The sequence below is a fragment of the Streptomyces sp. NPDC110618 genome, from assembly GCF_055657065.1.
The window spans coordinates 82,301-94,594 of record NZ_JBVKBN010000024.1 but is presented as its reverse complement, the minus strand read 5'-3'; the positions used below and the strand labels follow the sequence as shown (position 1 = coordinate 94,594).

Annotated in this window: 12 protein-coding genes; 5 read left to right on the top strand and 7 right to left on the bottom strand. The window is 72.3% G+C overall.

Going from position 1 to position 12,294, the window contains the following annotated elements:
- Positions 1–91 precede the first annotated feature (91 nt).
- The gene (locus ACZ7L7_RS31645) at positions 92–769 is read left to right on the top strand and encodes a CBS domain-containing protein (RefSeq protein ID WP_453598666.1); all 678 of its coding nucleotides are present in this window, start codon (positions 92–94) and stop codon (positions 767–769) included.
- 16 nt (positions 770–785) lie between these two features.
- On the opposite strand, the gene ACZ7L7_RS31640 is transcribed toward ACZ7L7_RS31645, so the two are convergent.
- Positions 786–1,451: a response regulator gene (locus tag ACZ7L7_RS31640; protein WP_285513982.1), complete on the bottom strand. Its 666-nt coding sequence runs from the start codon at positions 1,449–1,451 to the stop codon at positions 786–788.
- Positions 1,448–2,401: a HAMP domain-containing sensor histidine kinase gene (locus tag ACZ7L7_RS31635; RefSeq protein WP_285513983.1), complete on the bottom strand. Its 954-nt coding sequence runs from the start codon at positions 2,399–2,401 to the stop codon at positions 1,448–1,450. The genes ACZ7L7_RS31640 and ACZ7L7_RS31635 overlap by 4 nt, the downstream gene beginning before the upstream one ends.
- Before the next feature lie 372 nt (positions 2,402–2,773).
- On the opposite strand from ACZ7L7_RS31635, the gene ACZ7L7_RS31630 reads away from it, so the two are divergent.
- Genes ACZ7L7_RS31630 through ACZ7L7_RS31620 form a run of 3 tightly spaced genes read left to right on the top strand, consistent with a single transcriptional unit; the run spans position 2,774 to position 4,271 of the window.
- A complete protein-coding gene (locus tag ACZ7L7_RS31630) occupies positions 2,774–3,100 on the top strand; it encodes a TraR/DksA family transcriptional regulator (protein WP_285513984.1) in 327 nt (108 codons plus the stop codon).
- A gap of 47 nt (positions 3,101–3,147) precedes the next feature.
- Positions 3,148–3,501: a TraR/DksA family transcriptional regulator gene (locus tag ACZ7L7_RS31625; protein ID WP_285513985.1), complete on the top strand. Its 354-nt coding sequence runs from the start codon at positions 3,148–3,150 to the stop codon at positions 3,499–3,501.
- Complete coding sequence (locus ACZ7L7_RS31620; protein ID WP_453598672.1) at positions 3,498–4,271, top strand: rod shape-determining protein; 774 nt, start codon at positions 3,498–3,500, stop codon at positions 4,269–4,271. Before ACZ7L7_RS31625 ends, ACZ7L7_RS31620 begins: the two co-directional genes overlap by 4 nt.
- 12 nt (positions 4,272–4,283) lie before the next feature.
- On the opposite strand, the gene ACZ7L7_RS31615 is transcribed toward ACZ7L7_RS31620, so the two are convergent.
- The 5 genes from ACZ7L7_RS31615 to ACZ7L7_RS31595 all read right to left on the bottom strand — a co-directional run bounded on the left by ACZ7L7_RS31615 (position 4,284) and on the right by ACZ7L7_RS31595 (position 10,082).
- Positions 4,284–5,891: an alpha/beta fold hydrolase gene (locus ACZ7L7_RS31615; RefSeq protein WP_453598675.1), complete on the bottom strand. Its 1,608-nt coding sequence runs from the start codon at positions 5,889–5,891 to the stop codon at positions 4,284–4,286.
- A 14-nt stretch (positions 5,892–5,905) separates the two neighbouring features.
- Entirely contained in the window at positions 5,906–7,249 is a 1,344-nt protein-coding gene (locus tag ACZ7L7_RS31610) for an alpha/beta fold hydrolase (RefSeq protein WP_285513988.1), read from the bottom strand.
- A 458-nt stretch (positions 7,250–7,707) separates the two neighbouring features.
- A complete protein-coding gene (locus ACZ7L7_RS31605) occupies positions 7,708–8,541 on the bottom strand; it encodes a PIG-L family deacetylase (RefSeq protein WP_453598681.1) in 834 nt (277 codons plus the stop codon).
- Positions 8,542–8,597: 56 nt separating this feature from the next.
- Positions 8,598–9,422 carry a dienelactone hydrolase family protein gene (locus ACZ7L7_RS31600; RefSeq protein WP_453598684.1) on the bottom strand — a complete coding sequence of 275 codons (825 nt, stop codon included), beginning with the start codon at positions 9,420–9,422 and terminating at the stop codon, positions 8,598–8,600.
- 144 nt (positions 9,423–9,566) lie between these two features.
- Entirely contained in the window at positions 9,567–10,082 is a 516-nt protein-coding gene (locus ACZ7L7_RS31595) for a MarR family winged helix-turn-helix transcriptional regulator (RefSeq protein ID WP_471431290.1), read from the bottom strand.
- A 75-nt stretch (positions 10,083–10,157) separates the two neighbouring features.
- Between ACZ7L7_RS31595 and ACZ7L7_RS31590 the strand changes: the two genes are divergently transcribed.
- Positions 10,158–12,248 (top strand): MMPL family transporter, encoded by a 2,091-nt coding sequence (locus ACZ7L7_RS31590; RefSeq protein WP_453598688.1) that lies wholly within the window; start codon positions 10,158–10,160, stop codon positions 12,246–12,248.
- The last annotated feature ends 46 nt before the right edge of the window (positions 12,249–12,294 follow it).

The window sequence follows — 12,294 nt, the reverse complement described above, 5'->3', positions numbered from 1 at the left end:
CGGCTAAGTTGGGGGAGGGAGGTCAGGGGAATCACCGAGGCACCACGGGACGCTTCCTTTTACAACGGTGGTGAGAGAAAGGAATGCCTCGATGAACCACCTGAGGGTGCGCGACGTGATGAGCGACGCGGTCGTCCGGGTCCAGGGCGGTACGCCATTCAAGGAGATCGCCCATCTGTTGCAGGAGTACGACATCACCGCGGTCCCCGTGGTGGACGGCCAGGACCGCCCGCTGGGCGTGGTGTCCGAGGCCGATCTCCTGCACAAGATGCGCGGCGGACAGGACGCCACCGAAGCTCCGGAGGCCGCGGCGCCGCCGGTCAAGGCCCGTGCCACCGATGCCGCCGGACTGATGACCTCCCCACCGCTGTGTGCCCGCGAGGACTGGAGCGTGGTCGAGGCGGCCCGCGTGATGGCCGAGCACGGCGTCAAGCGGCTGCTCGTCACCGGCGACGACGGACGCCTCATCGGCGTGGTGAGCCGGAGCGACCTGCTGCGTGTGTTCCTCCGTACGGACCAGGCGATCCGGAGGGAAATCGTCGAGGAGATCCTCGTCAAGGAGCTGGGCGAGGCGCCCTCGGCGGTGCAGGTGGACGTGGCCCACGGTCATGTGGTCCTGACCGGACAGCTCTCCTCCCAGGCGGCGATCCCCGCCCTTGAGGCGCTGTGCCGCGATGTCGACGGCGTCGTGGCCGTGGAGTTCCGCAGCGTCACCGCGGCGGACCTGGACGGGCCCCTGGAATCACAGGCCCCCATCGCCCGCGCCTGAAGGGCGGGGGCATTCCCTACGGTTCGATGAGGCCGACGCGGATCGCGTACCGGGTCAGTTCCAGCCGGTCGCGCAGGCCGAGCTTGTGCAGCAGGTTCTCCCGGTGCCGGTGGACGGTCTTGATGCTGATGAAGAGCAGCTCGGCGATCTCCTTGGAGGAGTGTCCCTCCGCGACGAGCTTGAGCACCTCTTCCTCCCGGGGGGTGAGCACCTGGTCGGGGGGCTCCTCGCCGTGGCGTACGCGGTCGAGGTACCGGCGGATGAGGGCGGTGACCGCGCCCGGGTAGAGGAACGGCTCGTCGCGCGTCGCGGCCCGGCAGGCGGCCACCAGGTCGCGGTCGGCGACGGACTTCAGGACGTAGCCGCTGGCGCCGGCCTTGAGCGCCTGGAAGAAGTACTGCTCGTTGTCGTGCATGGTCAGCATCAGCACCCGCAGGTCGGGCTTGAGGGCGATCAGTTCCCGCGTGGCCTGCAGACCGGTCATGCGGGGCATGGCGATGTCCAGTACGGCCAGGTCGACGTCATGGGTGCGGGCCAGCGCGATGGCCTCGGCGCCGTCCCCGGCCTCCGCGACGACCTCCAGGTCCGGCTCCCGGTCCAGGATGAGCCGTACGCCCCGCCGGACGAGCGCGTGGTCGTCGGCGAGGAGGATGCGGATCACGGACGGGTCGGCTGTTGTCATGACTGCTTCCTGGTGACGGGCACGGCCAGGCGCACCTGCGTTCCGGCCTGCGGCTGTGAGGTGACATCCAGCGTGGCCCCGATGAGCAGGGCCCGCTCACGCATCCCGCGCATACCCGCGCCTTCCTTGGCGACTCCGGTCCCCCGGCCGTCGTCGGCGACGGCCAGCACCACCGTGCCGTCGAGGGGCCGCAGACTGACGTCCACACGGTCGGCCTCGGCGTGGCGGGCCACATTGGTGAGGGCCTCCTGGGCCACCCGGTACAGCACGAGTTCGGTCTCCTGGTCGAGTTGGGGCAGGTCGGGGGCGAAGTCGCGCACCACGCGCAGCCCGGTGTGGGTGGCGAACTCGTGGGTCAGCGAGTTCAGGGCGCTGATCAGGCCCAGGTCCTCCAGGACGCCGGGGCGCAGGCGGCGTACCAGGCGCCGGACCTCGTCCAGGCTTCCCCGGGTGATCTCCTGCGCCTGCTGGAGCTCGCCGCGCAGGGGTTCGTCGGCCTCGTCCGCCGACCGCTTGAGCGTCAGCAGGATCGCGGTCATGCTCTGGCCGACCTCGTCGTGGAGTTCCTGGGCGATACGGCGCCGTTCGGCCTCCTGCGCGAGCAGGGCGCGCGCGCTGCTGGCGGCGCGCTCGTGCTCCAGCCGCTGGAGCATGGCGTTGAAGGTGCGGATCACCTCGGCGGCCTCGCCCCGGCCGCGTTCCGGCAGCCGCTGGCCCGGGTGCAGCAAGTCGACGGTGGTCATCAGCTTCGTGAGCCGTTCCAGCGGGGCCAGGCCGATACGCAGCAGGGCGGCGTTGGCGATGAGCATGACGGCGAGGCCGCCGACGAGGATCACCGCCTCGGTGAGCAGGACCGGTACGGAGACGGTCACCGGGGCCCAGAGCAGCAGTGCGGTCGCGGCCCCCAGCACGACGGCGTTGAGTGCGAAGATCCGCCAGAACAGGGACACCGCGAAGAAGCCTTTCCTTTCCGTGACACGGCCTGTGTCTTTCCATCGGCCGGCGCGTGCCCCGGGCACGCACGGTCGCCGCCGCGTACGGCACCGGCCTGCCGCCCAGCCTGCCTCCGCCCCGGCGTAGCGGCCATGGGCTCCAATGCCCATTTCCCGCCCTGACCTGCCTACACGGTGCTGGGCCCTTCGGGCGAAAGCAAATGGGTATTGCGCCCGATGGCTTTCCCGGTGGCCCTCGGCGACGGTGGGGTCATGACCCACCCACCTTGATCACTCCGGTTCCCCCTCAGGCTCACCCCGGGCCCGCCGACCGGCGGGCCCCGTTCGCGCGCCGCCTGCCGCGGCGCACCCATGAAAGGCAGGAATGGCATGTCGCTCGATACGTCCCGGACCGAGGCCGGCTCCGAGCGGCTGACGGCGCACGAGGCCCGTCAGCGGCTGGAGCACGAGCGCACTACGCGGCTGGCCCAGCTCCGGGCCATCGAGGAGGCCGGACGCGACGCGACGGAGCAGGTGCTGGTGGCGCAGAAGGAGACCGTCGAGCGGGTCCTCAAGGAGGTCGACGCCGCCTTCGAGCGCGTCGAGGACGGCAGCTACGGCGTCTGCCAGGGCTGCGCCAAGCCCATCCCGGTCGAGCGGCTGGAGATCCTGCCGTACACGAGGTTCTGCGTGCCCTGCCAGCACACCGCCGGCTGAGCCGCGGCCCTCCAGTCCCCGTATGTCCGCCCTGCCCGAGGGGTGATGTGGTGAACCAGCAGATCATCGGCGACCGCGACACGGCCCTGTCGGCCGAGGACCTGGCCGCGCTGCGCGAGGACCTGCACGAGCAGCGCCTCTTCCGCAGGGAACAGCTCCAGCAGCTCACGGCGGCCCCGGTGTCCGGCACCGGGGCGCCGCTCGACGAGGTCCGCGTCAAGCTCGCCGCCTCCGCCCGTATGGTCCTCGCCGATGTCGAGGCGGCGCTGGCGCGGATGGACCGGGGCTCGTACGGCACCTGCCACCTGTGCCGCCGGCCCATCGACCGGGTGCGGCTGACGATCGTGCCGCAGGCCCGCTACTGCGCCCGCTGCCAGCACGTACGGGAGGCCGGGGCATGACCACCGCGCTCCGGCACCGTCCCTGGCCCCTGTACCGCAAGTGTTCGGGGGTCGCCCTGGACCTCGGCAGTGCCCGCACCCGCGCCTGGGTGTCGGGCCGCGGGTCGATACTCGACGCGCCCACCGTGACCGTCCCCGGCGACGGTGCCGTCCACCCCGTGCAGCGCGGCACCATCGTCGACACCCCGGCGGCCGCCCGGATGCTGGACCGGCTGCTCGGCCACCGCCTGCCCCGCTACGGCAGCCGGCTGATCGTGCTGACCGTCCCCGCTCTCGGCGGCCCCGCGTTCCGGGCCGCGGCCCGTACCGCCCTGGAGTCCCTGCGGCCGCACACCGTGCTGACCGTTCCCTCCGCGCGGGCGGTGGCCACGGCTGCCGGTGCCGAGCAGTCCCGGCCCCTGCTGGTGGTGGACATCGGCGCCCACCTCACCGAGGTCGTGCTGCTCACCGACGGCGCGGTGACCGACGCCCGCTGTGCCGCTCTGGGCACCGTCGACCTGGGCGGCGACACCCCGCCCTCGCGGATCGCCGACGCGGTCACCACGATGGTGACCGCCATGCTGGAGCAGGACCGCACCGCGCAGACGCTGGACGCACTCCAGCGTGGCGTCCTCCTGGCCGGGGGCGGCGCGCTGCGTCCGGACATCACCCGCCCCCTCGCCGACCGGTTGCACACCCCCGTCCGGCCGGTCCCCGCCCCGCACACGGCGGCGGTGCGCGGCGCGGCCACGCTGCTGACGGCCGCGCACACGCACCCTTCCACGCGCTGAGGGGGGACTTGCTTACGGCGCGATCTCGAACTGCGGTGGCTGGAGGCCCGCCAGGCAGCTGGTGTCGGGTGCCGTCGGGCGCTCGAAGAACGATGTGGTGATCGTCTGGGCGCAGGTGGAGTCGGCGAACACCACATGGGCGACGTAGGGCACGGTGACCGTGGTGGCGCGGCTCAGTGTGCGGGCCACGTAGGCGCCGTTGCTCGGCGCTGTCTGGGCGTCGAAGCCGCCGGACAGGGCGAGGGTCGGGATGTCGCTGCGGGTGACGTCCCGGATCCACGGGGGTGCGGGCGGGATGTCCCAGGCTCGGCAGTCGTCGTGCAGCCAGGCGAGCTGGGGGGCGTTGGCCAGCATGGAGCGGGGGAAGGTCGGGAAGGCGCGGTGGCCGGCCCGGACGATGTCGGCCCGGCTCTCGTAGGGCGTCCACTGGCTGCAGAAGACGCCGTAGACGAGTCCGTGGGCGACTCTGCCGATGGCCTGCGGGCTGTACTTGCCGCCGGCGAGCTGTTCGGCGATCCGCTGGGGGTTGCCGTGGGCGAGTTCGTCGAGGGAGCGCGGTACGCCTTGCGCCACATGGGTGGCGGAGGTCAGCCAGGTGACCAGGTTGCTGCCGTCCAGGACGACCTTGACCGGCTCGGGTTCGTCGGGAACCGTGACGGTGGTGGTGAGCGGGTTGGCCTCCAACTCACTGACCAGGCGCAGGAAGGTGGCCTTGAGGTTCGGGTAGCGGGTGTTGCAGGCGGGCTGCTCCTCACAGGCCCGGAACAGGCCGTCGAAGCCCTCGCGCGCCGCCTTCCAGGTGATGGCGCCGCCCGCGAGCGACGGCGGCAGGATGCCGTCGATGCCGACCGAGCGGATGCCCTTGGGGTGCAGGCGCATGTAGTTGAGGGCCAGGTGGGTGCCGTAGGAGATGCCGAAGACGTTCCACTTCCTGACGCCGAGGGTGCGGCGCAGGTCGTCGTAGTCGGCGGCGCTCTCGATGTCGTTGTACGTGCGGCGTTCGGCGCCCGTGCCGTCCACCCGGTCACGGCACTCCCGGGTCGCGTCGACGTGCAGGCGTCCGGTGGAGGGCGCGTTGGAGACCAGGCCGAGGGCGCGGGCGTTGAAGCGGTCGATGTTGGCGCAGGTCAGTTCCGGATCGGCGGAGTAGGTGCCGCGCTGGGACATGAAGACCACATCGCGGTCCCGGTTGAGGTTGCCGGCCAGCGCCAGCGGGATCTCGGAGACCGCGTCGTCGCCGGGGCCGCCCGCGAACCACACGATCGGGTCGGGGGCGGGTCTGCTGGTCTGCGCGGGCATGATCGCGACGGCGAGGGTGATCGTGCGCCTGCCGTGTTCCCTGGGCTTGTGGTGCCTGGAGCGGTCCTCGGGCACGCTGAGGGTGCCGCAGCGGGCGCGGGCGAGGTCGGGAATGGGGTCCGCGGTTCTGGGGCAGGGGCCCGGTTCGAAGCGGGCGTCGCCCACGGTGCGGGCCACCGTGCCGATCGGGTCGTGGGTGCCGGGCCCGGCGTGGACGGGCAGGGCGGCGAGGCCGGTGACGAGGGCGCCGGCCGTGGCCGCGGCCAGGGTGGCCGGGAGCCGGCGCGCGGGGCACCGGCCCGGGGTGGTGCGTGGGGGCATCGTGCGTACTCCCGTCAGGGGATGATCGTGAACGGCTTGGGCCGGACGTCCGACACGCAGCGGGTGTCGGGCGCGGTGGGCCGGGCGAGGAAGGACCGCAGGACGGAGGCGGCGCAGGGTTCCTGCGGCACCACCCAGTGCGTGATGCCGGGGAACACGACGGCGGTCGAGCGGGGCAGCGTACGGCCGGCGAAGCGGCCCCAGCGCGCGCCGGTCTTCGCGTCGAAGGTGCCGGAGATGATCAGTGCGGGGACTTCGCTGTAGGTGGCGATCCGCTGGACGGCGGTGCGGTCCGGCACGTTCCACACGCGGCACAGGTCGTGTTCGAAGGGCAGTTGCGGGGCGTGGGCGAGCACGGAGTCCGGGAAGCCGGGGAAGGCCCGTCGGCCCGCCTCCAGCAGGTCGCGCTCGGAGAAGCCGGGAGCCCACTCCGCGCAGGCCACCGAGTGGGTGAGCCCGTGGGCGAACTCGCCGATGGCGGGCGTCGCTCCGGCCGCCTGGGCGCGCGCCAGGCGCTCCGGGTTGCCCGCGGCGAGTTCGTACAGCGCGGCGGGGACGTCGACGGGCCGCACCAGGCTGCCGTTGGCGACCAGCAGGTTCACCAGGGTGCCGCCGTCGAGGACGACCTTCACCGGGGTTCCGCCGCCGGGCGGCGGCACGGTGAGGGTGAGCGGGTTGGCCTCCAGCCGCCGCACCTGCTGCGTCAGGACGCGGGCGAGGTCGGGGTAGCGGGCGGCGCAGGCCCGCTGGGCCTCGCACGCGGCGAAGACGGCGTTGATCCCCTCGCGGGCGCTGTCCCAGGTCCAGGGCAGGCTCACGGTCTGGGGCGGTGCGACCGAGTCGATCGCCAGCGAGCGGACGCCTTGGGGGTGCTGGCCCAGGTAGGTCAGGCCCAGGTCGGTGCCGTAGGAGTAGCCGTAGACGTTCCACTTCTTGATGCCGAGGGCTCGGCGCAGGGCGGCGAAGTCGGCGGCGTTCTCAGTGGTGTTGTAGGCCGACAGGTCGTTGCCCTCGGCCGTGAGCCGGTCCCGGCACTGCTTGGCCGCGCGCACGAGCCCGCGTCCGGTCGAGGGGGCGTCGTACGGCATGCCCACCGCGGCGGCGTTGAACCGGTCCATCTCCGGGCAGGCGAGGCTCGGCTTCGAGTACAGCGTGCCGCGCTGCGCCATCACGATGAGCTCGCGGTCCCGGTTGACCCCGGAGTCGATGAGGAACGGGATGGCGCCGAAGGCGTCGCCGCCGGGTCCGCCCTCCATGAACACCACCGGGTCGCCGGTGTGTTTCCTCGACACCGCCGGGATGATCGCGACGGCCAGCCGGATGGTCTTGCCCGTACGGTGTTCCCGGCTCTCCGGCACTTCCAGGTATCCGCACCGCCCGGGCACCGGCTCCGGCGTCGGTGGACACGGCCCGGGCACGAACCGCGCCGGATGCCGCGGCCCGGACCCGCCGGGAGGCGCCGCCTGGGCGCTGCCCGGCGCCGTTCCGACCACCCCGACCACCCCGAGGCACACGGCGAGCAACGCCGCCCTGGCCCGTCCTCCCCGCCCGGTCCGCGCAGCACGGGACCCGGGGCCGCTCTCCAGTTCCGCCATTGGCACTCGTCTCTCTGGCGCCCCCGGACACGAGCGGCCCGGGAGACAGCTGGCAGGGCTGTGCCCCGCCCATGACCAGCGAGGACACAACCGCCAGCCTCCGCCGCCCCCGAATCACCCGCACGACCGCACTGCTCCACTCGGAGCAACAGCGGCCGCCTCGGACCGGTGCCCGGGGCGGCGTGCCGCCGGGCACCGGGTGCACCGGAACGCGAGCCGGCTCAGCGCAGCCCGGCGAACAGGTCGTCCTCGGGAACCGCCGCCCCCGTTGTGTCCCGGACGCGCAGGAAGGTCTCCACGCCCATCAGTTCGGCGAAGCGTTCCTTGCCCATCCTGAGGAAGAAGATGTTCTCGCCCTGGCTGGCGTGGGCGGCGAGGGCGTCGTACTTCTGGTCGCTGAAGGCGGTGGTGTCGACCCAGGTGGTGATCTCGTCGTCGGGGAGGCCGATCCTGGCCAGCACCTCGGCCTCGGCGGGGTCCGGTTCCGGCAGGTTCGGGTCGGCCTCGCGCATGAGCTCGCCGAAGCGGCGCATCTGCGAGCGGGGCGCCGTGGTCCAGTACACCTTCGGGTTCAGCCCGGTCAGTTCCAGGGCCGCCATGGTGATGCGGTGGGCCTGGATGTGGTCGGGGTGGCCGTAGAAGCCGTACTCGTCGTAGGTGACGACGACGTCGGGGAGGTAGTGCTCCATCAGCGCCGCGAGCCGGGTCGCGCCTTCCTGAACGGGGCTCTGCCAGAAGGATCCGGGGGCGTCGTTCGTCGGCCAGCCGTCCATTCCGGAGTCGGCGTAGCCCAGCAGTTCGAGATGGCTGATCTTCAAAACGTCGCAGCTGGCTTCGAGTTCTTGACGGCGCATCAGGGCGACGGCGGCGGGGTCGTGCCCGGGGTCACCCGGTTTGACACCCCCCGGTCCGTCCCCGCAGCTGCCGTCCGTACAGGTCACCAGAACCGTACGGACGCCTTCCGCCGCATACCGCGCCAGCACCCCTCCGGTTCCGGTGGCTTCGTCGTCGGGGTGGGCGTGTACCGCCATGAGCGTCAAAGGCCGATCAGTCATGGCACAGTACTTCAGCAGAAGACGCGCCGTGGGCCGAGTGGAACAGGTCGGCCGGATCAGGCGGTGCACGCCAGCAGCCGGGCACGGAAATGGTCGAGGACCTGGTCCAGGGCCTCGCGGGTGGGCTGGCCGGGTTCGTCGATCAGGTGCTCGGTGAGGGCGGAGTGCGGGGGCAGTCGTGCCTCGGGGTTCGCGGACTTGTCGTCGATCTCGATTCCGAGGAACGCCTCGCCGAGTTCCTCCCGCAGCAGCGCGAAGCGGTCGGCGGGGGCGATCCGGTCGCCGCGGAAGCGTACGCCGAGCACGGTCAGGCCCGCCGCACAGCGCTGCCGGACGGCGCCGAGGTCGGTGGGAGAGAGGTCGAGGGACCGGCGTTTGCGCGCGGTGACGGCGAGGGGGAGGGAGGGCTGGCAGACCACCGGCGCGAGGAGGCGTTCGTCGGTGGCCATGGCGAGGGCGTAGCCGCCGGTGAAGCACATGCCGAGCGCGCCGACCCCCGGCCCGCCGCACCGCTCGTGCTCATGGGCCGCGAGTGCCCGCAGCCAGGTGACCACGGGTGAGGTGCGGCCCGAGGCGAGCACGGTGAACTCACGGCTCACGCAGATCTGCGCGGCGGCGCGCAGCCCGGTCATCGCGGCCCCGGCCCATCCGTGGGCACGGGGATCCGGATCGCGTCCGGCGACGCCGAACAGGTCCGGCATGACGACAGTGCAGCCGATGTCGCGCACCCGCCGTGCCAGACGGGCGACCTTCGGGGTGATGCCCGGGATCTCGGCCATGACGATCACGGCCGGTCCGGTGCCGGAGCGCAGGACGGGATGGGTCCGGCCGGCGTGGGTGAAGGGCTCCCGCGCGAAATCCGTCAGCGTGTCGTCGGCCACGCGTCCTCCTGCTCCCTGGCCTGTACGGGTCCACCCGCTCCCTGGCCCGTACGAGTCCACCCGCTCCCCGGCCCGTACGGGTTCATGACAACGGATCAGGAGCGTACTCGCTGGTAGCCGCGAGCGCAGCAGTCGTGCACGGAGCTATGCGTCGCCCTGCTCCCCGCCGGCGCCCTGTCGGAGCACTGCGAGCTCCCGGTTCATCTCGGACAGGAACCGTACGACGACCCCCAGTTCGTCCGGCGTGAAACGGCCGCGCGCGGTGTCCGTACTGCGGGCCAGCGGTCCGAAGTAGTCCCGGGCCAGGCTCCGGCCCGCCTCGGCGTAGTGCAGGTGGACGACGCGGCGGTCGTCGACGGACCGCTCGCGCCGCAGATGCCCCGACCGCTCCAGCCGGTCGATGCACGCGGTCATGGCGCCGGAGGTGAGGTTGAGCTCCTTGCGCAGCCGGCTCGGAGTCATGGGGCCCTCGGCAGGGTCGGCGTCCAGGACCGCGACGAGGGCCTGGATGTCCGTCGGGTGGAGCCCTTGCGTCTGCGCGAACTCCTGAGCGATCCGGTTGAACTCGCTGTTCATCCGCCGCAGAAGAACGGCGAAGGACTGCAACCCTGTCGGGTCCTCCCCCGGAAGAGAGGGCGAGGGGGCGCGGTGATCACTCATGCCCTCAGTATAAAGTCGCTCGATGATTGAGATACTTTACCGTCGAATCAGTTCGTCCGACCGCTGGGAACCTTCATGAGAATCGCACCGCGTTGGGCCCGGTGGCTGGCGCCCCTCGCCCTGTTGCTCGTCTGGCTGGGCGTCGGCGGCATGCTCGGCCCGTACGCGGGCAAGCTGGGCGAGGTCGCCACCAACAACCAGACCTCGTTCCTGCCGAAGAGCGCCGAGTCCACCCAAGTACTCAAGGCCCGTGAGGCGTTCGACCAGTCCGAGACCATGCCCGCCATCGTGGTCTGGACGGCGGACGGCGACCGCGTCAGCGAGGCGCAGCGGACGGCCGCGACCCGGGCCGTCGCCGGACTCGCCGGGCAGGACGGTGTCGTCGGACAGCCCTCCCCCGCCCTGCCCTCCGACGACGGCCTCGCCCTGCAGGCCGTCGTCCAGCTGGATCCCGACCTCGCCGACGACCTGCCCGCCGCACTGGACGCGATACGCGAGGCGGCGGACGGCGTGCCGGGCACCGAGGCGCAGATCGCCGGTCCCGCGGCGAGCCAGGCCGATCTGTCGGACGCCTTCTCGGGCGTCGACGGCCTGCTCCTGGGGGTGGCGCTCCTCGCGGTGCTGCTGATCCTGCTGCTCGTCTACCGCAGCGTCCTGCTGCCCTTCCTGATCATCATCAGCTCCGTCTTCGCCCTCGCCCTGGCCTGCGCCGTCGTCTACGCGCTGGCGGAGCGGGACGTGGTCCGCGTCGACGGCCAGGTCCAGGGCATCCTCTCCATCCTGGTGATCGGCGCGGCCACCGACTACGCGCTGCTGCTCGCCGCGCGCTTCCGCGAGGAACTCGCCGAGGGCCGCGACAAGAGCACGGCGGCCCTCTACGCCGTCCGCCGCTCCTTCGGCGCGATCACCGCCAGCGCCGCCACCGTGGCGCTCGGCCTGCTCGCCCTGCTCGCCAGCGACCTCACCAACAACCGCGCCCTCGGCCCCGTCGGCGCGATCGGCATCGGCTGCTCGGTGCTCACCACGCTCACCTTCCTGCCCGCGGTCCTGGCCCTGCTCGGCCGGGCCGCCTACTGGCCCTCGCGGGCGAAGCCGGCCACCAACGGCAGCCCCGTGTGGCGCCGGGTCGCCGCGACGGTCGACCGCCGTCCCCGGCGTACCTGGATCGTGACCGCCCTGGCCCTGGGCGTCCTCGCCGCCTTCTCCCCCACCCTGTCCTCCAAGGGCGTGCCGCTCAACGAGATCTTCGTGAACGACGCTCCCTCGGTCGCCGCGCAGCGCACGCTGAGCGAGCACTTCCCCGGCGGGTCCGGCAACCCCGCGGTGATCATCGCCGACGCCGGCCGGGCGGCCGAGGTGACCGCCGCCGCGCGGGACACCGAGGGCGTGGCCTCGGCGGGTGCGGTGTCCGCGTCCGGGCGCCCCGGCGGGGGCGAACCGCTCGTCGTCGACGGCCGGGTCCGTATCGACGCCACCTTGAAGGACGCCGCGGACAGCGACGCGGCCAAGGAGACCGTCGCACGCCTCCGCGAGAATCTGCACGCGATCTCCGGCGCGGACGCCCTGGTCGGCGGGTACACGGCGCAGCAGTACGACATCCAGGAGACCTCCGCGCACGACCGCACGGTGATCGTCCCGATCGTGCTGGCGATCATCCTGCTGATCCTGATGATGCTGCTGCGTTCGCTGCTCGTGCCCGTCCTGCTGGTGGCGACCGTCGCCCTGAACTTCCTGGCCACGCTGGGGGTCTCGGCCCTCGTCTTCGAGCACGCCTTCGGCTTCAGCGGCACGGACGCCTCGGTGCCGCTGTACGGGTTCGTATTCCTGGTGGCGCTCGGCGTGGACTACAACATCTTCCTGATGTCCCGGGTCCGCGAGGAGGCCCTCGTCCACGGCAACCGGCGAGGGGTGCTGCGCGGGCTGACCACCACCGGCGGTGTCATCACCTCGGCCGGTGTGGTCCTCGCGGCGACGTTCGCGGCGCTGATGGTCATTCCGCTGGCCTTCCTGGTGCAGATCGCGTTCATCGTCGCCTTCGGCGTCCTGCTGGACACGCTCGTGGTCCGGTCGCTGCTGGTGCCCGCCCTCGTGATCGACATCGGGCCCCGCGCCTGGTGGCCCAGCGCCCTGGCCCGCGACGGCGCCGGGACCGGGTCCTCTCGGTAGCCGCTCCGACATGCCGACGGCCCGGTCCGCCCCTAGCGTGGACCGG